The sequence below is a fragment of the Symmachiella dynata genome, from assembly GCF_007747995.1.
Taxonomy (GTDB): domain Bacteria; phylum Planctomycetota; class Planctomycetia; order Planctomycetales; family Planctomycetaceae; genus Symmachiella; species Symmachiella dynata.
In genome coordinates this window covers 3,625,855-3,648,770 of the sequence record NZ_CP036276.1, presented here as the reverse complement: position 1 = coordinate 3,648,770, position 22,916 = coordinate 3,625,855, and the positions used below count along the sequence as shown (strand labels likewise).

Below are 22,916 nucleotides of genomic sequence, written 5' to 3'. Positions count from 1 at the left end.
TCCCTGATTTACGTCTCTGTTTTATCTGGTGATCCGAAGGAGGGGGGATACGTCGACAGCCGCAAGCTATTCGTCCGTCGATTGCTATGGCTGCTTTGAGTGGATCTCGTGCAAGACGAACCCCACGGCTGCAGCGATTTTCTCATTGTCGGACGTCTGCCGCGCAGCCGGCGCATAAGAATGATGCTCGTGCTCGGCCGGGAGCATGAAGGCCAATGCGTCAAGAATTTTTGGCAACAATGAGATAAATACTGAGATGAGCGTCAACGCCAAAAAGACGATCAACAATCCGGTCGCGGCAACCAAGAAGCCGTTAAAATCGCCGTGAACGATATTGTTTAATCCCCGCTTGGCGGGATCTTGCAACGCCTCGGTCTTTGCCGCCAGCGCATAAAATTGCACAAAATCCATTATGTTCTATTCCTATGAACAGCAATCCGGCCGCTCGATGGTCCTGCAGCGCACCTGGAATGTAAAAGGATTCCGAGTTTAACCAGCCAATTTTGCATTGTCGAGACGCTTGATGCGAAATCCTAAGACCCGCGCTCCGCCATCGCAAAACGTAAATTTCCCGGACAATTGCCGGTGAATCTAGCTTCGCTTTGGGGCGAATTGCTTGCCGCCCATCTTATTTCGCATCAAACCATAACGATTTTGTCGAAAATGTCGAAGTTCCCGGCTGTAGCGGTCGATACATATTCCTATCAAGCAGGAATCAAAAAACGGTGAGCCGAGTTTTGAACCTGTCGTTGTGCCATTTCACGTTCCGGAACCGTTTGTTCCAGTCGCTGGGTGATCCATTTGGGGATTGCGATTCGTCGACCGAACGCGATACCGATACTTCGAACGACTATTCAGAAAGTTAACCATGAAAGCTCTTCGTCACGCTGCTCGTCCGGTAGTCGCCTTGGTGGGCTGCGCACTGATGACCTGCACATTCGTGGGCTGCCAGACATCAGTCGGCGGACAAACCTTGCCGTCGGCCTACTATCTTCGCGACGACATGCAATATTACCCGCATGGTCCTGAAGATCAGCTGACCAACCAAATCAACGCCATCGAACAATACAAGCTGGAACAAGCCGGCTTGGCCGAAGGCATCGACATCGAACCGCCAGCACCCCAACCTGGGAACTGATGCGTTTCACACGATCAAACATTATCCCGTCCTCCCACTTAGATACCTATTCACTTCGTTCATAACGCAGTAACTCGTAAGTCGCGGTTGACAGCACTAATCGACCTATTAGTGAAAGACGTCGCGGCTTCGGGGGGGACGAACCCTTTGCAGCAGGATCACTCTCGGCACGGTCGGTTTTCCTAACAGCTTCCGACCATTGTTGAACGATCTTGCAACGCAAAGGATAACAGGGACAAAAGCCAACTCTCCGGAGTTTGACTTTCGTCCCTGTTTCTTTATGCGCTGACCGGTATTCGCGGCGGGATTAAATCCGCTTCGACAACCGCTCCGCCAACCGCGTCAAAGCCGGGCTGACGTCGGTTTTTTCCAGGTGAATGTTCAGCAGACTGAACGCATCTTTGTTTGCCAACGCCGCGTGCAGCGCCTTGTCCAAATCGCCTTCGGTATGCACCTCGAATCCCCAGCCGCCGCCCAACAGGTCCGACATGCGGTGATAGGCCCAGTTTGGAATATCGTTGAACGGGCCTTCGTGCAAGAACCGCTCGGTCCCATAACCCTTGTTGTTCAGCACCAACACGATCGGGTTGAAACCATGTTTCAACGTCGTGGAGAGTTCCAAACAGGTCATCTGAAAAGCCCCGTCGCCGACAATCACCAACGGCCGCAACTTACGATTGGCACATTGCACGCCCAGGGCGGCCGGAACCGCAAAGCCCATTGACGTGTAATACGCCGGGCTGAGGAACTCACTGCGGCGATAGATGGTCAAATCGGACGCCCCGAACAGCGAATCGCCAATGTCGGCCACCACGACCATATTGTCATCCAGCAATTCATTGATCCGCGCGAATAGCCGTTGCTGCGTAATTTTATTCTCCGGCTGCAACTCAAATTTCTTTGCGACCGGTCGGACCGAGTCGGGAATCTCGCGCTTCGGTGGCTTCAAATCGGTTTTGACCAGCCCTTTGACAAAATCCTTGAGCTGCACGTCGCGATAATGATGGTGCCGAATCCGCAGCCCTTCGCTGGTGATGTAAATGCACTGTCCCGGATCAATATGCGCGGTATAAATTCCCAGATTGATATCCGTCATGAACGTCCCGAGCAGAATCACACAGTCGCTCTCTTCGACGAACTTTCGCACTCCGTCCCGGCCCATGGCTCCTTCATAGATTCCGAGATAAAGCGGATGCGTTTCGCTGACGACTGATTTTCCGAGCAGCGTGGCGCACATCGGAATCTTGTTTTTCTCAGCCAACTTCACGACTTCTTGCTGCAAGCCAAAGCGATGCATCTCAACACCCGCAATGATCACCGGACGCTTGCAACCGTTGATCATCCTCTCCGCTTCAGCCAATGCCTCCGTCAGTGCCTGCTTGTGGCTGCTCAGTTTGTCTTCCTGCGGTTCGTGAGGAAAGAGTGCCTGAGTCTGGACGCGGTCGCGGGGGAGTTCGAGATAAACCGGACGCTTATAACGGACCGCTGCCGCTAAACAGCGGTCGATCTCGCGAAACGCCGTCAACGGGTCTTCCAATGTCGCCGACGCGATTGTGATCTTGTCGAAGACTTCATGCTGCGTATTGAAATCCTTGACGCGGTGATGCAGCAGGGGATCGGAGACACGTTCTTCCATGCCCGGCGCACCGCTAATGACAATCAACGGCGATTTTTCGGCATAGGCACCCGCCACCGAATTGCATGTACTCAAGCCCCCCACGCAATAGGTCACGCAAACAGCGCCCAGTCCGTTGACGCGTGCATAGGCATCGGCAGCGAATCCGGCGCAGTCTTCGCGTGTCGCACCGATCACCTCAATCGGGCTTTCCTCCAACAAGTTATAAAACTGCAGCACAAAGTCGCCTGGAATGCCAAAAATGTGCTTCAGCCCGTAATCCTGCAGTCGCCGTATCAAATACCCGCCGATCGTCGGCAAGGTTTCTTCGTTGGCATTTTTGCGGGGTTTCGTCGCCATCTTCGTCGACATCTCAGCCACCTCCTGTCTGGGTTCATCAACCGCGGTCCCGTCTGCAGGAATTCTGTGTCGAAAACAGGGTAGGGTCAAGGGGCGACGCTGCGCAACCCTCAGAATCCACAATTTTCATCCAACGCTTTACGCCAGACATTGTAATTCCGTAAGGTAAATGCAGCGCCAAACTTAGATAATTTTGCATCCTCTTGTTTTTCCCGAGAGCACCTCGTACGTGCAAGGCGTCCTTCCATGCGTTCCCAATATTCCCCGCTACTGTTTTTCATCTATCCCGCCATTGCCATGTGCCTCGGTTGGGGACTGCGGGGAACGATCGGCGGAGGGCCCGTTGGCGCGCTGATTCCCGGTGCGATGGTCTCGTTGGTCTTGTGCCAACTTTTAAATCGCCGCAATTCCGTCGGTTTCATCATCTGCCTGGGCGCACTGGGAATCGGTATTGGCGGACATCAAACCTACGGACAAACGATCGGCCTGTCACGTGTCGAGGAGACCTACTTGTGGGGCTCTTTTGCAATGGCGGTCAAAGGTGCTGTCTGGGGATTTCTCGGCGGCGCCGTTTTGGGGCTCGCCTTTGTGCGCGACCGTTTTACAACCAAGCAGATTCTCTTTGCCATGACGGCCATGGTGGCTGCCACCTTTGTCGGTTGGGCCTACTTAGATGTGCCGCGACATCCCTACTTTTATTTCTCCGACCCGGACAAACCGCGGGCGGAAATATGGGCCGGGCTCTTGTTGGGCGGCCTCGCTCTGCTTGCCTCCCTGGCTGTCTCCAGTGACAACAAAGTCCCTGCTTCATTTGCCATGTGGGGCTTGCTGTTTGGGGGACTCGGTTTTGGACTGGGCGGACAATTGATTGCCATCGGATCCCGTCTCGAACCGCCGTATCGTTCTTTCTCTTGGTGGAAGGGGATGGAATTCAGCTTCGGGTTTTTGCTCGGCAGCGGACTGGGTCTAGCCGCTTATTTAAACCGTGACCAACTGGCCGAACCGGCAACGCCCACGCCCGAACTGGTTCCCAAACAGACGCCTTTTCTCCCCGCTCTGTTTTTGGGAGCCATTCTGGTACTCACCGTCCACCGACTACATTTCACCGTCCCTGTGCTGTTTATTATGGTCATCGAATTGGCCGTGCTGACCGGATTGGTGTTGAATTCCAACTTCTTCGGCTGGCACATCGCCGTCACACTCACGGTCTATTCATTCGGCCTCGATTTGATGCGTGCCATTGGCCGCCTGCTGCGGGACGGGAAAGAGGTCTATTTCAGTGACAACATCGGCACCTGGTGGGTTATCGTCGCACTCATGAGTCTCGGGACCGCCGTCGCCGTCACCGCGAATTATCGAACCAAGCAACCATCCATCAAAGCCATGCTGTTACTGATCACCTGGACCGGCACGTCTGTCGGATTGATGAAAATGTACCAACAATCTCAACAGAACCACGAAGTGAATTACTACTTCGTCTGCGGCACGTTTCTCGTCTCCGCCATCTTAACCACGTTGATCGCCTGGATGATCCCCGAATCCCGGCCGATCGACGCCGCCGAAACCGCTTGAACAATCCCGAACCTTCAGCGTAGTCATCAACATGCGACTCCTACTCTTTATCGGCATGACATTTCTCAGCGCCGGTAGCGCCTATGCCGACGACGTTTGGCGGCGTCATACGATCGATGATTCCTCCCGCGGCGCTGACGGTGTACGACTGACTGACATCAACGGCGACGGCCTGCTCGACATCACGACCGGTTGGGAAGAAGGGGGTATCGTCCGTGTTTATCATCATCCCGGGTATGCAAAGGCACGGGGCAAATGGCCCGCCGTCACCATCGGCCAAGTCGCCGCTCCGGAAGACGCCGTCTTCGCCGATCTCGACAACGACGGCGCCGTCGACGTCATCAGTGCCTGCGAAGGCAAAACACGGACCATCTTTGTGCATTGGGCACCGAGCGATACGAACGATAACCTCAATGCATCCGCCTGGAGCACCGCCGCCATTCCCGTGACGCAAAACCGCGCACAGTGGATGTTTTGTGTCCCCGCCCAAGTCGACGGCAAGCATGGTGTGGATCTCATCGTCGGTTCCAAAGGCAAGCAGGGTCTGATCGGTTGGCTACAAGCCCCAAAAGATCCGCGGCAATTGGACCAATGGAAACTACACACAATCTGCCCCGCCGGTTGGATCATGTCGCTAATCTGGACCGACATCGACGGCGATGGCAACACAGACATCCTCGCCAGCGACCGCCGCGGAGCAGGGCGGGGCTGCTTTTGGTTAAAGCACCCCGGTAGCGATGGCCCTCTGACCAAACCGTGGACGAAACACCCCATCGGCACCGGCAACCGCGAGGTGATGTTTCTGGATGACGCCGATGTCGATGGAGACGGCCTCAGCGATGTTGTTGTTCCCAATAAGCCCGGACAAATCCTCTGGCACCGCCGCCAACCAGGAAAGCAAGTCGCCTGGGAAACCTCACAAATTCCGTTCCCCAAAAATGTCGGCACCGGAAAATCCACCGCCATCGCCGACATCAATAACGACGGCCGCGCCGATATTGTGTTGTCCTTTGAAAACGCCAAGAACGTCTCCGGCATCGTCTGGATGGAGCAACACCAAACCGACGCCGGCGAAATCACCTGGAAACAACATACCCTGAGCGGCCCGACCGGCACGAAGTTCGATCTGATTCAAACAAGCGACATCGATGGCGACGGCGACCTGGATGTCATGACCTGCGAGGAGCGGGAGGACCTCGGCGTGATCTGGTACGAGAACCCCGGTCAGTAGGCAGTAGGCAGTAGGCAGTAGGCAGAAAATAGCACACGGGTGGCCGCGATTGCGAATAGCAATCGGTGTGGGCGCAGGATCACAAGAAGCCGCAATTTACGCGACCAACAACCCAAAGACCGTAGGGCAGGCTCCCGCCTGCCGTCCCTATCGCACCGCAGGCAATGCCCCATATCTGCATTGGAGATTGAATTGTCTTTGCCATTTGCCCTCGACCGTGTTCGACAGGCTCCACAAATGTGGCTTCCCAGCGTGACGTTTGACACGGTCGCTTCTTTCATTGACGGCGCCGACATGGCCAGCAATGGCAGCTTCCTAGCAGGCTTTCGAGAATGGCTAATCGTGAAAGTCGATGATGGAAATAATCTACACTGGACCGCATTAATTCTTGAGCTCGCTTTTCCCAAGGCTCGTTCCCCGCGAAAAGAGTTGGAGGCTTGCGAAGACCACTTGCCAGTCATTGAAATAATGTTTCAACTCTTGGATTCGTTTTGCCAGGAACGACAGGAATCGGGTTTACGTCTAATCTATTTGACTTACGAAAAATGGTTACGAAAGCAGAGTTGGTATAAACGTGGATGGCCGGGCTGGGTTGAATTGTAAACCAAGCCGTCCCGTACTTGAGAAGGGTTTTTATCTCACTTTGACGAGCCTGTCAGGCGACGGTGAGCAATGTACCACGCCAGACCCGCTGCAACAGGAAGCGCCAGCAGTGGTAGGTCCACGACGGACGTGGCTAGCCGGTAACCCCACCTCTGAATGTACTCCAACGGCTGAATGTAGGCGCCCCGTTCCGCCATTTTCACGGCCCACAGGATCGTGTCATAGACTCCCACGCCAATCCCCAGAACCAATGCCGCCAAAGCAATTCGCCGCGCGAGTTTCGGTGGCGCGACGGACGCTGCGAAACATGCTGGCGGAAGGAATGCGAGCAGCCAGAAGGTGTGGAGGAACGGCAGTACCTCGAAGGAAGGTCGGCAACCCCAGGTCGTGCAAAAACCATTTCCGCCCAGAGTGGTTATCCAAAAAACGAACAGGTAACTCAACGTTCCCAGCCAAATGGTCAGCCCTACGGCAAATTGTGCCATGAGCACCGGCCGGCAATGCGATGTGGAAATCCGAAATCCATCGCCTTGGGTAGGATGCAACATCAGGTTCCTCACAATTCCAAAGGGGAGACTTTGCCATTCGTGATCATCGACCTGCAATTGACTAATGGACTTGACCTGCCCTACGAACGGCACCACGTGATATGATAAGTCTTAGCATATCACCTCTAGTGAAAACTTCAAAATCGGCATGCTCCCACGGCTAACCGAAATCACGCAACCAACAACCCAAAGACCGTAGGGCAGGCTCCCGCCTGCCGTCCCTTACAAACCGCTGGCAACGCCCCCACGGCAGGCGGGAGCCTGCCCTACACAAAATGTGGTACAATTTGCCCCCAAATAATTTCTCAGCGGTTTCTTGACCATTTCCTACGCAACCGAGTCGCTCGGCATGCCCAACCTTTCTACCATCACACTACGACGTCTGCTCACCGGGCTGACTTGCCTGTTGATCGCTAAGGTCGTCGTCCTCACGCTGGTCAGCTATCGCGACTACGTCCCGCCTGATTTCCATGCCGACTTTCTCTTCGGCCGTGAACCGTATTTTTATGGCAGTTATGCCTGGGCGTTTTACGTCCATATCTTCGCCGGGCCAGTGACACTGGTGTTAGGCGTGATTCTATTGAGCAATCGGTTCCGCCTACGCTTTCCCCGCTGGCATCGCATTTTGGGGCGAGTGCAAGCGGTGTGTGTTCTGTTCTTTCTCGCCCCCAGTGGGCTGTGGATGGCGCGGTGGGCGATGACCGGTGCTATGGCGGGCAGTAGTTTTGCAATGCTGTCGATTGCGACCGGATTGTGTGTCGCCCTGGGCTGGCGGGCTGCGGTACAGCGGCGATTTGCCGTGCACCAACGTTGGATGCAGCGCTGCTTCGTGTTGCTCTGCTCGGCGGTCGTGATCCGCGTGATGGGGGGCCTGACGATCGTGACCGCCGCCGACGCCCCGTGGATTTATCCGCTCTCCTCCTGGCTGAGCTGGACCGTCCCGCTGCTAATTTATGAGACGCTGCGGCCCCGTAAGCCAACAATGCCGCGTGACCCTGAAACCCCGATCGCCAAAGATGAGACGGGGACTGTCGCTCGAGCCACTGGCTAACAAGTCAGAATGGACCTACCGTTTCGCCACCCGCAGCGGATATCAGATCGCGAAGAGTCGCAGTCTCCGTTTCGGACGAAAGGAATTGAATGCTTGTATCAGCGAAGATGTAATAATTCCCGCCATGATGGTGCAAGTCGTCGTCGGGCTTGGGGCTCAACACAATCCGTTCATCGGCATCCCACGGTGCCATCCAAGGAACGGCATATTTGACAGACACTTCCATCACCACCATCGTATTCGACGTGCCGTCAGTGATTTCCGAGATTGGCCGCATTTCCGTTGGGCGCAAACAACTCTCTGCCGTCACGACTGCTAAGTAGACCGTTTGCCCCTGCTCCAAATCGGCCATTGGGCAGTGATAAACATCCATTGCCGTCGTAAAAGCTTCAGCATTCGTTGGATCATCCCACGGCTTCGACAGGTCGATTTTGTCGTAGAGTGCCTGCTGGTCCATATACGGCAAAATCAGCGTCCGCCAACTGTGCAGCGGTTTACCGTTGGCATCAACGGTATAGGCGGGGGGGAAGCCACCATAAATATCGTGGTATTCGTACAATGCCACCCCGATTTGTTTTAAGTTGCGCCGGCACTGCGAACGCTGCTCTAGTTCTTGGGCACGACGGAAATTGGGTAATAGCAGCGCAATGATCACGACAATAATACCTAAAACCACCAATAGTTGCGTGAGCGTGCCCCCCCGCCGACGCATTCGCGCCGCACAGGATCCAATTCTGCCACGAGGAAATAAGAGCTGGCCACTCATCGATGCGTCTCCGAATGTTGGGTTCAAGACCGCCGCTTCACACATCATCTAATTCTGGCGGTTGAACCGCAATAACAATTCAGAGGCTGGAGGATCATGGTACGACCTCGCGCGTCAGTGGCCTACAGCTTCACCATTCACCGACTTCCTCACCACCGGCCGGGGTGGTCAGACTTCGAAGCGTCGCAGTCTCCGTGTCGGAGGAGATGAATTGCACACTCCCATCCGCAAAGAGGTGATAACTCCCGCCAGTGTGATGCAAATCGTCCTCGGATTTCGGACTCAACATCAACCGGGCATCGGCATCCCAGGGGGCCATCCAGGGGACTGCTGCGTTCATGGGCGCTTCCATGACCAAGATCGTATTCGACGTGCCGTCAGTGATCTCAGAAATCGTTCGTGGTTCGTTGGGGCGCAGACAACTGTCCGGAGTGACCACAGCCAAGTACACAGTCTGCGTTGGCTCTAATTCGGTCGACGGGCAAATATAGACCGGCACAACCGTTCCCCGCGCCTCCGCATTGGCTGGATCATCCCACGGTTTAGACAGGTCAATTTTGTCGTAGACCGTCTGATGGTCCATATACGGCAAGATCAACGTCCGCCAACTATGCAGTGGCTTGCCGTCCGCATCGACCGTATAGGCGGGAGGAAAACTGCCATAGACATCATGGTAGATGTGCATCGCCAACCCGATTTGCTTCAGGTTGTTCCGGCACATCGTCCGGTGTCCGTTACCACAGTACATTTCGGGCAAGATTAGCACAGCTAAAATCGCGATGATGCCAAGAACCACAAGAAATTCAACAAGCGTGAACCCCCGTCGACGAATTATCGCCGTTCGGCTGATTACGCCGCAACCACCAGAAGAGGAACGTCTGCTCATCGATGCGCCTCCAATTTACGGTTTTAAGACATCCGCCCCCCAGATTATCCTTGTTTGATGGTTGAACCACAAGAACAATTCAGAGTCTTGAGGATCATCGTGTGATCTCGCGCGACAGTGGCCTACAGCTTCAGTATTCACCGACCTCCTCACCACCTGCCGGGGTGATCAAACCTCTAAGAGTCGCAGTCTCCGTGTCGGAGGAGATGAATTGCACACTCCCATCCGCAAAGAGGTGAAGACTCCCGCCGGTATGATGCAAATCGTCCTCGGATTTCGGACTCAACATCAACCGCGCATCGGCATCCCAGGGGGCCATCCAGGGGACTGCTGCGTTCATGGGCGATTCCATGACTAAGATCGTATTCGACGTGCCGTCGGTGATCTCAGAAATCGTTCGTGGTTCGTTGGGGCGCAGACAACTGTCCGGAGTGACCACCGCCAAGTACACAGTCTGCGTCGGCTCCAATTCAGTTGTCGGGCAGACAAAGGCCGGTACCACCGTTGCGCGCGCCTCCGCATTGGCCGGATCATCCCACGCTTTGGAGAGGTCAATTTTATCGTAGAGTAACCCTTGATCCATATACGGCAAAATCAACGTCCGCCAACTGTGCAGCGGCTTGCCGTCCGCATCGACCGTATAAGCGGGCGGAAAGCTGCCATAGACATCATGGTAGTTGTGCATCGCCAACCCGATTTGCTTCAGGTTGTTCCGGCACTGCGTACGCCGCGCCGCGTGACGACTGCGCACGGTCGGCATGAAGAGTGCGATGAGCAAAGCCATAATGCCAAGAACCACAAGAAATTCGACAAGCGTGATCCCTCGCCGGGCAAGTTGCGACGTCGTGTTACAAAGGCCGCTACAAAGAAATGAGGAACGTCTGCTCATCGGTGCGCCTCCGAAATTTGGATTCAAGACAACCTCCACATACATCATCCTTGTTTGGTTGCTGTATCGCAAGAACAATCCGGGAGCAAACGTTCATCGTGCGATCTCGCGCGTCACTGGCTAACGAATTAGAATGAATCTGTCCCTTCACCTCCCGCCGGGGTGATCAGGCCTCGAAGAGTCGCAGTCTCCGTCTCGGACGAGATGAATTGCACACTCCCATCCGCAAAGAGGTGAAAACTCCCGCCGGTATGATGTAAATCGTCCTCCGGTTTTGGGCTTAAAACCATATGTTCATCGGCGTCCTGTGGTGCCATCCAAGGAACGGCATATTTGACCGGTACCTCAGCGACCATAATCGTGTTCGATGTTCCGTCGGTGATTTCGGGGATGGACAGCGATGCCAATGGTCGCAGGCAACTCTCAGGCGTCACGACGGCTAAATAGGACGTATGATCCGGCGTGATGATGGTCGTCGGGCAGGCATAGATAGGTTCGAGCATCGCAGCCACTTCGGTATTGGCCGGGTCGTCCCACGGTTTTGAGAAGTCTGTCCTATCGTAAACGGTCCCTTTCTGCGAGTACGGCAAGATCAACATCCGCCAACTGTGTAGCGGCTTACCGTCCGCATCGACCGTATAGGTGGGAGGAAAACTGCCATAGACATCATGATAGTTGTACAGCGCCAGCCCGATATTCTTGAGGTTGTTCCGGCAATGCGTACGCCGCGCCGCCTCACGAGCTTGACGAACGTTTGGTAACAGTAGCGCGATTAGAACGACAATGATGCCAATGATGACGAGAAGTTCGGTGAGCGTGAAACCCCGCCGGCGAAAATATTCGATTCGCTCACATTCATGACCACCACAGGCTGAGGAACGTCTGCTCATCGATGCGCCTCCGAATTTTGCGTTCAAGACATCCACCACATGCATCATCCACGTCCGGCGGTTGTAACACAAGAACAATCCGGGACCGAACGACCTTGGAGCCATCCTTGACGTCACTGGTTGACGTCGGCGCCCGGCTCCGAATTTTCGTCCCCTGCGGTGGAAATTAGGCTGCGAAGTTTCGCAGCCGGCGTGTCGGATGACATGAGATGGCAACTGGCATCAACAAAGAGAACGTAGTTTCCACCAGCATGATGCAAGTCGTCTCTCGAATTGGAATTCAACACTAAATTTTCATCGGCATCCTGCGGAGACATCCAGGGGACCGCGGAGTTCATTGGGACTTCGATCACCATGATCGGATTTGGATTTCCGTCAGTGACTTCAGACAGAGGCCGCGATTCGGTTGAGCGCATGCAGCTCCCTGGCGTCACAACGGCCAAATAGGGTGTTCGATGCCTCTCCTCCTGATCCGACGAGCATAGATACACCGCCACAACCGCCGTATTTGCTTTCGCATTCACCGGGTCGTCCCAGGGCTTCGACAGGTCGATAGCGTTGTACACATCCTTGTGATCAAGGTAAGGCAAAAGGAGCGTCCGCCAACTGTGCAACGGCTTGCCATTAGCGTCGACCGTGTATGCGGGCGGAAAGCCACCGTAGTCGTCGTGGTACTTGTGCAGTGCCAGCCCGATCTGCCTGAGGTTGTTCCGGCACTGCGTGCCTCTTGCAGCCTCGCGTTCTCGTTCGCCAGCCAAATCAACAAGAAAACCAAGCAGAAGCACCCCAAGGCACAATGCAGCGAATAGCTTGACGAGAGTCATTACGACTTTGATAAATGGCGACTGTACAACCGTAAATTTATGCGGACTGCCATCGGGATGGCCCGTCACTAGTCCGACTCCTAAATGGAATGTGATGCAGAAGAAACTGACAACCATATCATCCGCGTCCGGCGGTTATAACGCAAGAACAATTCCGAGACGGTCGCTCATCGTTTCTCACCGCGCGTCATTGGCGACTAACTCAGCAAGCACTGCATTCTAAAACTCTCCCACGACGTCTCCCTGCGCGGCCGTCGTCAGACTTCGTAGCGTCGCCGCTGAAATTTCGGATGAGAGGAATTTCACACGCCCATCAGCCAACCCCGCATTAAACCCATCGGAGTGTTGTAAATCTTCGCCGGAAATAGAGCTCAACACCAACTGCAAATTGGCGTCTTGTGGGGACATCCACGGCACGGCATATTTGACCGGGACTTCGAGCACCATCAGCGTATTCAGCAGACCATCGGTGACTTCTGAAATTGGCCGCACCTTGGTTGGGCGAATGCAACTCTCGGGCGTGACGACGGCTAGATACACCGTCCGGTTCCGCTCCAACTCGGAATAAGTAGACGGGCAATCATACTCGCTAATGTAAGTCGCGGCCGCCTCCGCATTCACCGGATCGTCCCACGGCTTTGAAAGGTCAATTTTCTCGTAAAGTTCCTTTTGATCCAGATAAGGCAGAATCAACGTCCGCCAACTGTGCAGCGGCTTACCCTCGGCATCGACCGTGTACGCCGGTGGCAAGCCGCCGTAGGTGTTATTGTAATTGTGCAGCGCCAACGAAATATTCTTGAGCTTGTTAATGCAATGAGTACGGGAATGGTCGTGTCCACCGCGATCGTTAGATCGCAGGATGGGCGACAGGATCGCGACGATCATTGCAACGATGCTAATTACGAGCAGCAACTCAACAAGCGTGATACCTCGCCGATGACCCTGTGCCGCGCGAGGGTACACGCCACCACGGGAATAGAAAAAGGATCGGCTGCTCATAGGTAGGCCTTCGGTTTTAGATTCAACACAAACGCCTCACCCATCACCCAGGTCTGGTGGTTATCGCGTAAGGTAATCCAGGCTCCAGACGAATGTATTGCGAACAAGATCATCACTCCTCGACGGGAATAACGGCGTCCTGCCGGTCATCTCCAGCGATCGATATCAGACGTCGATATTCCGTTTCAGGTATCGTGGATGAGATTGCACTTACCGTCCCATCTACGAACGCTGCAATAGTAATACCAGGATGATGCAGTTCGGCGTCGTTAGTGAGGCTCAACACGACCCGTGCATCGGCATCGCGGGGAGCCATCCAATGTACGGCGTTCTTGGACGGGGCTTCGATAACCATCAGCGTCTCGTGCGGATCATCTGTGACATCGGTCAATTTGCGGGGGACATCCTCCCTGAAAAATCCGCCAGGAGCCGTGACCCCCAAATAGACCGTCTGCTGCGGTTCCAATTCCGCCGAGGGGCATTGGAATACACGTAATTCCGTCGCGTACGCTTCGGCATTCGCGGGATCGTCCCAAGGCTTGGTGAGGTCGATCCTTTCGTAAAGTGACCGTTGATCCAGATACGGCAGAATCAACGTCCGCCAACTGTGCAGCGGTTTGCCGTGGCCATCGACCGAATAGGCAGGCGGGAACGCGCCATATTCGTTTGCATAATTGTGCAGCGCCAGCCCGATGTTCTTGAGGTGATTGATGCATTGCGTACGCCGCGCCGCTTCGCGTGCCGAACGCTTGGCGGGCGAAATCAGCGCAATCAGTAATGCAATGATGCTCATTGTGACCAATCCTTCAATGAGCGTAAACTTCTGCTTCGACGGCTGCACGTCGGCAAATTCCACGCCGGTTTCATCGGGATGATCAGTCATCCATCCAATCCCCCACTCGCACCCAGTGACAACCCCCTGTAGGGCAGGCTCCCGCCTGCCGGGCTTGACATCACGCGTCCCACGGAGTTCATGGCAGGCGGGAGCCTGCCCTACTTGTGTAACGCGACGCGGGGATGATTATTCACAGCGTAATATCAATCAGGCGTGCCGCCGATGATCTCCAGCAACCGCTGCACCACAGCGTCGGCATCGATCTGGGATGTGTCGACCTCGACGGCATCGGCGGCGGGTTTCATTGCTCCCACTTTGCGGGCGGCGTCGCGGTTGTCGCGGTCGGTTTGGTCCGCCAAGACCTGTTCCAGTGGAATGTTCTGCCCGCGGGCGGCGAATTCTTCTTGGCGGCGGCGTGCGCGGGATTCGGGACTGGCGGTGATGAAAAACTTAAACTCCGCAGCCGGAAAGACAACCGTCCCCTGATCGCGTCCTTCGGTGACGACGTCAGAATCGCCAGCGATGCGGCGCTGTTGCTCGACCAGGATTTCACGCACCTCGAGATTGCCGGCAGTATATTGCGAAGCAGCGGTGACGTCGTTGGTGCGGATCTCGCCCGAAACGTTTTGCCCATCGACCAAGACTTCATCGCCATCGAATTGAATCACGATCGTCCGCGCCACGTCCGCCACAGCATCGACATCAGAAAAATCAACGTCCCGCTGCAAACACGCCCAGGCAACCGCGCGATACATCGCACCGGTATCGAGAAACGCAAACCCCAACCGGTTCGCGAGTTGACGAGCAACCGTACTTTTCCCCGCCCCAGCGGGTCCATCGATGGTGATGATCATACTATTGTAATTATTTCACCACGGAGGCACGGAGGACACAGAGACAACTAGGCTATAGGCTTGAGACTGTAGGCATTAGGATTTGGCACACAGATGTTTTCCTAAGGCCTACGGACTAAAGCCTAAAGTCTTTTTACTTTCTCCGTGTCCTCCGTGCCTCCGTGGTGATTCTTTCTAAAAACCTAAAACCGCAATTCAATATCCGCAATTTCATAAGCCGTCATATCAATGAGCACCGCATCGCCTTCGATCATGACATCGCTGATCGTGCGGCCTTGGAAGTCGCGTTGGCGGGCTTCGACTGGGTCGCGGAAACAGCGGAGTTTGACGCGGACGGCGCGGCCTTCGGTTTCCACGAGTCGCAGTGCGAAGCCGTTTCCGTGTGGTGTTGTTTCGACCTCCGAACGATCCCACTCCGCTAGGTCAGGAGAGGGGGGTTCGCGGAGCGGCAGAATGTCTAGCAATTGTACGCTTTTGGCATCGACGTTGAAGAACCAACCGGTCTGTGCTCCGCCGCGGGGAGCGATGGTTGAGGGAATCACTGCCGGCGGCGTGAGCGTATCCATAGCGGCTTGCATGGGAAAGTTCTCATCCAAACAGATGTCGAACTGAAAGGTTCGCTGCGTTTCTCCAGCGGCGATGAGAATGTAGTCGACCATTCGCATTCCCGTGGTCCGCTGAAACGGCACGCCGTGATTCAGAATTGTTGTCCGTTCGTCGCTGTTGGCAATTTCTAAGTAGTGCAGATTCTCAAAGCGTTCGTCTTTAATATCCTGTGCCCCGTGCAACACTCCGCGGGTCAGCGACGCGGCGCTATCGTTCCAGGCGATCCGCATGGTGTAATAGTCGAGCCAAGGGTTGCTGTCGGGCAGATGGTCGACGTCCAATGTCAAATCAATTTGCACACGCGGCACGGATCGCCAGACACGGAACGTCTGCTCAAATCGTGCCAATACCTTGTCGGTCTGTTGATCGACGATCTCGCCCGTCGCCAAAATCTCGCCCATTGACGGACCGGTGCTGATCACTTTGCTCGATTTGAGCCGCATCTCCGCATAAGCGGTCGAGATCTCTTCGCCACTTGCATCGGGATCGGGGAGTTTGCGTTCGTGGAGATAGCGATAGGTGATTTGTTGGCTCAGCCGGTTGGGCTTGCGTCCGTGCCCCTTGAGGCGTTGGATGCCGCCGGATTGTTCGTTGAGCAGCAATTCAAAAAACTCATTCCGCAGCAAATTCGGCTCAGCCAACGGCAGTTCGTTGGGAGCTTGCGTTGGCTCGACGTTTCCGTTTCCAGCGGTTACCCAAGCGAACCCCATGCCGGGGACTTCGACAATGGCCGCCCGCGTTCGCGCGTCCCATTGCACGCGTTTGACCATGCCTTCTACTGCGGGAGGGTGCTCCAGTTCCGGCAAGTCGACTTGGACCGACCGCGCGAAGCCCAACGGATTGAGCACCAAATACCCCGTCTGCTCTGCTCCCCATTGTGTGATTAACCCAGCCAACTGTCGGGGCGCGGACCGTTCGACATCGGCGAGCGCGTCATTGGCTTCGGATTGCGTCTCCGATTCCGTATCGGGTCCCGCCAATTCCACCAGCCGCTCGACGTCCGCCAAGACAGGTTCAAGCAACGATTGCCCGCGGAGGACGTGATCGAGTGCGGTGAACCATTTGGCGGATTGCAATCGTTGCCGTCGCTTTAGGTGATCGGCATAGCGACTGCTCGGATTTTTTTCTTGCCGGGCGACTGCCTGTATAAAAAACGGCGTCAGGTATTCATTCGCCTTAAACGCTGAGAGCCGGCCTGGGCTGTCGGTCTGTTGGAAGTAGTCCTGCAACGTCACGTATTTTCCCAGCGCCGGTGCATAGGCCTGCATGCGGCGGAGGTCGTCCATCCAGGGTGATTGAACTTCCGGCCACCGCGCAAAGACCACCGTGGCGACGTGGTCCTGATCCATCGACTCCGCCATACGTTCGGGAAAGCGCAGGAAACTGGTTGCGCTGTCGCCTGCCAGCGGAATGCGGGTGATGGCGTCGATCACGGAACCGTCGCAGCCTTCCCAACGGATTTTGCTTTGCTCCTCGTCAGGATAAAGCCCATCGTCCAGGGCGACATGCATTGCCGCCTCGAAGTTGTGCTTGTCTAAAATCTGCGGCAATTGCGCCGCCACGCCAAATCGCCGACGTCCCCAAACGGTGGGGCGACGATGAAACAGCGACTCAAATACACGAATCCCCTGTTCAAACTGCCACAACACCGATTCCAGCGGCAACAATTGCGTGCTGGCCTCCTGATACTCCCCACCGATCACCTCAGCCGTTCCCCGCTCCCAGGTCTCACGCAATAATTCGACTAAGACGGGATCTTTCTCAGCGATTTCCTGCATGTCTTCGGCTGTCACCATGACATTGACGGGATTGAGTGTATTGAGCACGTCGGTCATGTGCTCATCGGCTAATCGGGGAATCAGCAGACAAAGGTCAATCAAATAGCAGTCAACCGGATAAAACCGCTCACGCGCATCGGCGAGCACTTCAAAACAACTCCGCAGATGATTGCGGGCGATCGCATCGTCGCCGGCAACTGCTGCCTGTGCCGCAGCGACCGCTTCGCGTTGCAAATGGACCTCGTCCAAATTGCTGTAGTGCCGCATGTGCCGGGCCAAAAGTTCGGTCTGCAGATAACAAAAACCGACAGCTAGAAAATCGGCCGCCAATTCCGCATCGACCTCGGGCGGCGGTTCGGCATCGTCGGTTTGCCCCCATTCCAAAGCGGCCGTGAGCATTTCCTGACGGTCATGCATATTCTCCAGCACCAAACAACCCGCTTCGCGCGCTTGGGCTGCCCAGCCGTGGGGCGCCCAGTCATGGCTACATTCCGGGATGATCACCAACCGGTTTTGTACCAGTTCCGGCGGGTCATCCGCACGATGCCACCGCGGAATGACCTCCGCCTCGGCCAGAAGCCGCGGATGCCATGTGATGCAAAATGCGTTGAGCAGCCCAGCAGCGGACTCTTCAGTCAGGTCAGTCGGAAAGTCTTCTAGACTGTGGCTGGGAATGAGGATGATCAGATCTTCGAGTGCCATTTCCAAAGATAACGCTTCTATTGGTGGTCCGGAGAAACAGGAAAATTGCGGCGCAATCCACAGACTGCATCATAGCCGGATCGTTGTCGATTCCGAAGTACGCCGGAACGTTTCCCGTAGGTCGCTGCCAAAAACAATGTCGTCGCGCATGAAATCTTTCACACCGTTTTGCGTATTACCCAGGGTATACCGTCTTATCTGAGCGCACAGGGGGCTTGCCCGAGCGCAAAGGGGGTAAACTTTATCCTTCGGCAGTCCGGTGCGAATTTAGGGCGCCTGTTCGAGAATTTGTTCGATCAAAATGGTGGGGACAACGGGGTTAGAGGCGGAATTTTGGCGACTTCGTGTTTTTCTGGGAACTTTGGTACGACGAACAACGTCGAAATGAGTGACACTTTAAAAATTGCAAATCTAGCCGGCATTCATAGACCGGGCTAATCACTCGTCTGTTTTGCGGATTATTCGTCACAAGAATCGTATTCATCACAACCCTGACTGTGGTTGGCCGACGAGAATGATTTGTGGCAAGTTATCAAATCTACTCCGACTCGGCTTGAATCAACACAGTCGACCGAGGCATCATAGAATAAGAAACAGTGCGAAGTTAGCGAAAACGCCGAAGTCTGTCTCTTTTTGGTTGACTTCGATAGAAATGCTGTGATAGCTTGCGCTTAGGGTCGATAATCAGATTCATTTTTCGGGGTCGGGTTTCGGGAGCCGAAATAAAGTCCGGACCGACAATCGGCTTTTGCGAATGACATTTGGGTGACCTGCGGGAACGAGAATATCGCCGCGGCGAGGGAGAATAGAATCAATGGCTGACACACGTGCGGCATGGGGAATCGAAATCGGGCAGGCTGGGCTGAAAGCAATCCGCCTGGAGTATTCGGAGGCTGCCGATCAAGTCGTTGCGACGGCATTCGATTTTGTCGCGCATCCCAAGATTCTTTCGCAGCCTGACGCCAATCCGGAAGCGTTGATCCACGAAGCGCTCGACACGTTTTTGACTCGCAATAATGTCGAAGGCGATCTGATCAGCATCAGCGTTCCGGGGCAAACCGCTTTGGCCCGCTTCATTCAGTTACCGCCGGTCGAGTCGAGTAAAGTGGCGGAGATCGTCAAATACGAAGCGCGACAACAAATCCCTTTCGCCCTGGAAGACGTCATCTGGGACTACCAGCCGCTGGGCAGCGGGACCGAAGAAGGCGGATTCATGTTGGATGCGGAGGTGGGCCTGTTCGCGATGAAACGCGACCAAGTCCAACAAACTCTGCAACCATTCCTGGATCAATTGGTTGAAGTCGAGTCGATCCAGATTTCGCCGTTGGCGTTGTACAACTTCCTCTGCTACGACCAAATGGATCTGGGCAAGGATGATCCGGTTGATCCTGATGCCGATTACACGATTGTGCTCGACATGGGGGCGGATAATACCACCCTGCTGGTCACCAACGGACAAAAAATTTGGTTGCGTAACGTTCCTATCGGTGGCAACCACTTTACGCGGGCGTTGACGAAAGACCTGAAACTGACCTTCGCTAAGGCGGAGCACTTGAAATGCAACGCGACCAAATCTCCGGATCCTCGTTCAGTGTTCCAAGCACTGCGGCCGGTCTTTAACGACTATGTCTCGGAAATTCGTCGCTCAATCGGGTACTTCTCCAGCGTCAACAAAGACGCCAAGATCGAAAAAGTTGTGGGGGTGGGCAACGGCTTCAAGTTGGCCGGTTTGCAAAAATTCCTACAGCAGAACCTGCAATATCAGGTCGACCGCGTGCATTCGTTCGATGCGGTTTCGGGCGATGCCGTGCTGCGGGCGCCGTTGTTCCAAGACAACATCATGAGTTTTGCCGTCCCCTACGGTTTGGCGTTGCAATCGCTGGGTTTGACACGGATTCACACGTCACTCTTGCCGCCTGAGATCACAACCGAACGCTTGATCCGTAAGAAAAAGCCGTGGGCGATCGCGGCAGCCGCGTCGTTGTTGGTCGGCTTTACACTTTCAGCCATCGGCTACACCAGCGTGATGGCATCGGTGGAGAAGGACATCTGGTCCAGCGCCGAGGAACGTGCCAAGCAGGTGAAACAACAGGCCGAAAGTTTTAAATCAAATTATGCCTCAGCCACCTCCGCCAACGCGGCATTACGGCAGACGGGAGATACGCTGGTTGGTGTCGAAGAGGACCGCGTCTATTGGCCTGAACTTTACAAGGCAATCAACGAGTGCTTGCCGCGCGAAGTGGGCGATGAAGGCGTCGAGTCCGACGACCCCTCCAAAAAGAAGCGGATTCAGATCAATTCAATTCGAGTCCGGTTTATTGATGATTTAACCGAATGGTACGTCGAACTCACCGATGCACAGAAAGCCGAGATGCGAGAGGACGACCAAAAGCTTGCACCTGACGGTCCTGGTTATTTGGTCATGTTGAGCTGCCAGCACAGCTACAAAGAAGACGACCCCCGATTTACTAATCGGAAATGGATTCGTGAAACCATTTTGGAGAACCTGAAACAGTGGACCGTGCAACAGGACAAAGTGCTGGCTGAGATCCCGGTTCGAAAAATTGGCATTACGCATCCCGTCTTGGCTTTCGCATCCAAGGAACAACGCTTACCGAACCTGATTCCTAAGCCTGGGCAAATCATCGACGACCGAATAGCGAAAAATGATCGCGGCCGTTCCCGAGGTGCTTCCAACTTTGGTGCGGAGGACGATTTCTTCCGAGACAAAGGCAAACGTCGCAGTAGGGGTGGAGGGAGTGGTAGTATTGCTAAGCCAACCATCAGTACGGATACGCTCCCCACGATCAACCCGACGATGACAGAGATCGAGTATTGGGAAGTGCCACTGACACAATTTCAAATTCAATTTGTCTGGCAGCCGACCCCCTTCAAATTGCGGAAAGACGTTGATCCCGCTTTCGCTGAATCGGCCGGAGATGCGGAAACGGGCGAAGCGGGAAGTGCTGATCAAGCACCCGGAACAGGTGAAACCAATGGGACAAACGACACTTCGCCGACGCCAGGTGAACCGGCGGCCGATGCGACGCCAGCATCCCCGGCTGGGAACGAAACCAATTAGCAAATGGGTCTCAGTCGGGACTTATTGCGTCACGTTCAACACATTCCGGCGCACATTGCAAATATCGAGTCAAAGCAGGAATCTCAATCATGGATAAACTTCGCGAAATCCTTGTCTATCGGTTTTGGATGCTGTTGGCCATCGCGTTGATCGTACCGCTGGTGGGGTGGTGGATTGGCTCGGGAGATGCCGCTTCTGCCATTTCTACTCGCAAAAGCGAAATCAATCAGGCCTATCAGTCAATCCCGAAGGGCGAACTGGTCAATGACACTTGGATTAATGGTGTGAAGGAGATCAATACCGAGCAACAAGAGCTCATCGACGCAGCCTGGGAGAAATTGGCAGCAGGACAAATCAACCTAAAGACTTGGCCGCCGGTCATCGCCAATGCGATGGCGAAGTTGGGCCCTAATGACGAGATCCCGTTGGATCTGCGGGACATCTACTTTTCAAGAGCCTATCATCGGGAATGGGCCGAAGTGTGGTTGATCGTAGATCCGATCCGATTTGGGAAACTGGACGTTGAAACGGGTAAGCAGCCCGTGTTGGGCATCGTCGATTTTTCAGTCGAAAATCTTCCTGTTGAAAAGTGGGGGGACATCGCCCCTACGACCAAGCAAATGCGTGAGGCACAACAGGACATCTGGCTGTACCGAAGCCTGCTAGAAGCGATTGCAGATGTCAACGATGGTGTTGAAAATCGGTCCGATGCGGTCATTACGAAGATCAAATATTTGGAGCTGCTCGGAGGATTGGCCCACAAGGAGGAATTGGACACGTTTAAGGGTTCTCAAACCACTGAGCCGCCGGCCAAAGACGCGGGAGATGAAGAGGTCAGGCGGGACAAAAAAGGACGTGCCAAAGGCAAAAAGGGCGTCACGAGAGGCTCAGGAATCAGCGGTTTCATCGACGATACCCCCGCGATGGCTGAGAATTTTTTCCTAGACGCCGTCGAACTGGCCAGAGAGTCCGGATCCGACGTGGATCCTTTTGCCGCCGCAGAATCACAGAACGATCCGGAGTTCCAACCCAAAGAAGTACGTCGGTACGTTCAGGAACTGGACCAGTACAACACGCGTGCATTCAACATGGTCGTCGAAATGGACCACCGCCGAATGCCCGACTTGCTCGCCTCCCTTTCTGATTCCCCCTGGCCGATCAAGATTCTGCGTGTGGAGCTCACCAATGGAAGCAACACGAAAAGAGGCGGCGGGAGCAAGCATGGTCGTGAATTAGACGAGGATGAGAATGACAACATTTTCATGGGTTCCACAGGACAATTCCAACCGAATGCGCGACCCTATGAGGCAACAGTAGAGATCACCGGTACGATGCGGATCTTCAAATCGATCAATCAAGGGCCAAACACATCCGCAGAAGAACAACAGCCAGGGCTTGTTGCAGATGGGTCGACCACCGATTCACCACAAAACGCGATGGCGGAAGCTAACCCCAGTTTCCGTTCGGACGAATTGGATGACATCGAGTTGTTGCGCAACATCACAGATCAAATGAAGCAGGCAGAAGGACAGTACGGTTTCGGGGGCAGCCGTCGCGGCCGAAATCGTCCCGGCGGAACTGGCCGTGGCACTGGAAATGGCTTGCTACGGATCGGCGACGGAAAAGGGGAACGGTAACTGCTGCGGGTTCATCGCGTGAGCCCATCAGCATAACGGCCAAAACCAAT

Annotated in this window: 18 protein-coding genes; 6 read left to right on the top strand and 12 right to left on the bottom strand. The window is 54.8% G+C overall.

The genetic code is table 11. The features are described 5' to 3' along the window. Positions 1-84 precede the first annotated feature (84 nt). Positions 85-411: an OadG family protein gene (locus Mal52_RS14040; protein WP_145376833.1), complete on the bottom strand. Its 327-nt coding sequence runs from the start codon at positions 409-411 to the stop codon at positions 85-87. 457 nt (positions 412-868) lie between these two features. On the opposite strand from Mal52_RS14040, the gene Mal52_RS14035 reads away from it, so the two are divergent. Then, entirely contained in the window at positions 869-1,138 is a 270-nt protein-coding gene (locus Mal52_RS14035) for a hypothetical protein (RefSeq protein ID WP_145376832.1), read from the top strand. Between the two features lie 307 nt (positions 1,139-1,445). On the opposite strand, the gene Mal52_RS14030 is transcribed toward Mal52_RS14035, so the two are convergent. Then, positions 1,446-3,125: an alpha-keto acid decarboxylase family protein gene (locus tag Mal52_RS14030; protein WP_145376831.1), complete on the bottom strand. Its 1,680-nt coding sequence runs from the start codon at positions 3,123-3,125 to the stop codon at positions 1,446-1,448. A 234-nt stretch (positions 3,126-3,359) separates the two neighbouring features. Between Mal52_RS14030 and Mal52_RS14025 the strand changes: the two genes are divergently transcribed. Further along, positions 3,360-4,685 carry a hypothetical protein gene (locus Mal52_RS14025; protein ID WP_145376830.1) on the top strand — a complete coding sequence of 442 codons (1,326 nt, stop codon included), beginning with the start codon at positions 3,360-3,362 and terminating at the stop codon, positions 4,683-4,685. Between the two features lie 31 nt (positions 4,686-4,716). Next, positions 4,717-5,916, top strand: coding sequence for an FG-GAP repeat domain-containing protein (locus tag Mal52_RS14020; RefSeq protein ID WP_145376829.1), 1,200 nt, complete (start codon positions 4,717-4,719; stop codon positions 5,914-5,916). Between the two features lie 638 nt (positions 5,917-6,554). Here Mal52_RS14020 and Mal52_RS14015 read toward each other — a convergent pair. After that, on the bottom strand, positions 6,555-7,067 hold the full coding sequence (locus Mal52_RS14015; RefSeq protein ID WP_145376828.1) for a hypothetical protein: 513 nt from the start codon (positions 7,065-7,067) through the stop codon (positions 6,555-6,557). Positions 7,068-7,416: 349 nt separating this feature from the next. Between Mal52_RS14015 and Mal52_RS14010 the strand changes: the two genes are divergently transcribed. Beyond that, a complete protein-coding gene (locus Mal52_RS14010) occupies positions 7,417-8,118 on the top strand; it encodes a DUF2306 domain-containing protein (RefSeq protein ID WP_145376827.1) in 702 nt (233 codons plus the stop codon). Between the two features lie 4 nt (positions 8,119-8,122). On the opposite strand, the gene Mal52_RS14005 is transcribed toward Mal52_RS14010, so the two are convergent. The 9 genes from Mal52_RS14005 to Mal52_RS13965 all read right to left on the bottom strand — a co-directional run bounded on the left by Mal52_RS14005 (position 8,123) and on the right by Mal52_RS13965 (position 18,147). Beyond that, positions 8,123-8,884, bottom strand: coding sequence for a DUF1559 family PulG-like putative transporter (locus Mal52_RS14005; protein WP_197534910.1), 762 nt, complete (start codon positions 8,882-8,884; stop codon positions 8,123-8,125). A 130-nt stretch (positions 8,885-9,014) separates the two neighbouring features. Further along, positions 9,015-9,770: a DUF1559 domain-containing protein gene (locus Mal52_RS14000; protein WP_145376825.1), complete on the bottom strand. Its 756-nt coding sequence runs from the start codon at positions 9,768-9,770 to the stop codon at positions 9,015-9,017. 130 nt (positions 9,771-9,900) lie between these two features. After that, positions 9,901-10,659, bottom strand: coding sequence for a DUF1559 domain-containing protein (locus Mal52_RS13995; RefSeq protein ID WP_231962661.1), 759 nt, complete (start codon positions 10,657-10,659; stop codon positions 9,901-9,903). A 128-nt stretch (positions 10,660-10,787) separates the two neighbouring features. Further along, on the bottom strand, positions 10,788-11,549 hold the full coding sequence (locus tag Mal52_RS13990; protein WP_197534908.1) for a DUF1559 domain-containing protein: 762 nt from the start codon (positions 11,547-11,549) through the stop codon (positions 10,788-10,790). A gap of 113 nt (positions 11,550-11,662) precedes the next feature. Further along, positions 11,663-12,442 carry a DUF1559 family PulG-like putative transporter gene (locus Mal52_RS13985; RefSeq protein WP_197534907.1) on the bottom strand — a complete coding sequence of 260 codons (780 nt, stop codon included), beginning with the start codon at positions 12,440-12,442 and terminating at the stop codon, positions 11,663-11,665. Positions 12,443-12,592: 150 nt separating this feature from the next. Beyond that, positions 12,593-13,372, bottom strand: coding sequence for a DUF1559 family PulG-like putative transporter (locus Mal52_RS13980; RefSeq protein ID WP_145376821.1), 780 nt, complete (start codon positions 13,370-13,372; stop codon positions 12,593-12,595). 112 nt (positions 13,373-13,484) lie between these two features. Further along, the gene (locus Mal52_RS13975; RefSeq protein WP_145376820.1) at positions 13,485-14,255 is read right to left on the bottom strand and encodes a DUF1559 domain-containing protein; all 771 of its coding nucleotides are present in this window, start codon (positions 14,253-14,255) and stop codon (positions 13,485-13,487) included. Positions 14,256-14,410: 155 nt separating this feature from the next. Further along, on the bottom strand, positions 14,411-15,061 hold the full coding sequence (cmk, locus tag Mal52_RS13970) for a (d)CMP kinase (RefSeq protein ID WP_145376819.1): 651 nt from the start codon (positions 15,059-15,061) through the stop codon (positions 14,411-14,413). 182 nt (positions 15,062-15,243) lie between these two features. Then, positions 15,244-18,147, bottom strand: a complete 2,904-nt coding sequence (locus Mal52_RS13965; RefSeq protein ID WP_145376818.1) for a glycoside hydrolase family 38 N-terminal domain-containing protein — start codon at positions 18,145-18,147, stop codon at positions 15,244-15,246. Positions 18,148-18,961: 814 nt separating this feature from the next. On the opposite strand from Mal52_RS13965, the gene pilM reads away from it, so the two are divergent. Further along, positions 18,962-21,229 carry a type IV pilus assembly protein PilM gene (pilM, locus tag Mal52_RS13960; RefSeq protein WP_145376817.1) on the top strand — a complete coding sequence of 756 codons (2,268 nt, stop codon included), beginning with the start codon at positions 18,962-18,964 and terminating at the stop codon, positions 21,227-21,229. An 89-nt stretch (positions 21,230-21,318) separates the two neighbouring features. Beyond that, on the top strand, positions 21,319-22,866 hold the full coding sequence (locus Mal52_RS13955; protein ID WP_145376816.1) for a hypothetical protein: 1,548 nt from the start codon (positions 21,319-21,321) through the stop codon (positions 22,864-22,866). The last annotated feature ends 50 nt before the right edge of the window (positions 22,867-22,916 follow it).